This window comes from Halorubrum sp. AJ67 (assembly GCF_000513435.1).
This window is the reverse complement of sequence record NZ_CBVY010000012.1, coordinates 31,669-32,708: the sequence shown is the minus strand read 5'-3', so window position 1 is coordinate 32,708 and position 1,040 is coordinate 31,669. Positions and strand designations below refer to the sequence as shown.

Genomic DNA, 1,040 nt, shown 5'->3' with positions numbered 1-1,040 from the left:
CCGTCCTGCACGTCGACGGCGGGGATCACCTCGAACTCGGGGAAGTGTGTCATACCGGACCGAAGCCGCGGACGAGAATTAAACGGGTCGGTTCGCGCACCGTGCGCCGCCGATTCACTCCACGGCGATGAGGAGCTGCGAGACGTCCTCGTCGAAGGCGGCCGGGTCGGTCGCGAGCGCCTCGGCGGTCTCCGCGTCGGCCAGCTCCGTCACGAGCGTCTCCGCGTCCGCGAGGTTCGGCAGCGCGTCGTCGATCACCTCGATGAGCGGATCAGTCGGATACGCGCCGCCCGCGACGATCACGTCGGTCCCGTCGTGCCAGACGCCGAGCCGCGACTCCATCTCGACGGTCTCGGCGATCGACTGGGTCGAGCCGTCCGGGAGCGGCAGATCCCCGTCGAGCGCGTACTCGCCCGCCAGCCGCCACGCCGTCGCGGTGTGGCCGGACCGGACCGTCGTCGTTCCCTCGTCGACGACTTCGACGTTCTCGATACCGCTGTTGCGGAGCTGCGCGCGGAACGCGTCGACCGCGGCACCCTCTACCTCCGCCATCAGCCGGTCGCGGCCGACATCGGCCGGCAGCTGGTCGACCGCGGGCCGGAGGTCGATCCGGGTGGCGAAGAAGACGACGGGCGACCCCGACGCGTCGAACGTCGCCGCGAGCGCCTCGGCGACGTCGACGTACTCGTAGACCCGCGTCCGTTCGCGGGCCCGGACCGTCACCGGCCCGTACGACTGCTCGAACACCGTACTCCGTGACTCGTCGATCTGCCGCCAGTCGTCGATCCGGTCGCTCGTCACTGTCGGCTCCGGGACCGGACCCTCCCGCGTGCCGAGACAGCCCGCCAGTCCGAGCAGCCCGAGGCTCCCGGTCCCGGCCAGCAGCCGCCGTCGCGTGGGTCCCGCCGACCGTCTCATCGATGAGTCGTTCATGCCGATCCGGAGGGCGGGACCGGGCAAAGCGGTGTCGACAACGGTGTCGCCGCCGACGGGTCGACGACGACGCGACGGACACGGATCCCTTATGTAACCACCGAGTA

Annotated in this window: 1 protein-coding gene; it reads right to left on the bottom strand. The window is 70.7% G+C overall.

What is annotated here, in order from left to right; genetic code table 11:
* Positions 1-114 precede the first annotated feature (114 nt).
* Positions 115-933, bottom strand: coding sequence for a hypothetical protein (locus BN903_RS10585; RefSeq protein WP_048077700.1), 819 nt, complete (start codon positions 931-933; stop codon positions 115-117).
* Positions 934-1,040: the final 107 nt, after the last annotated feature.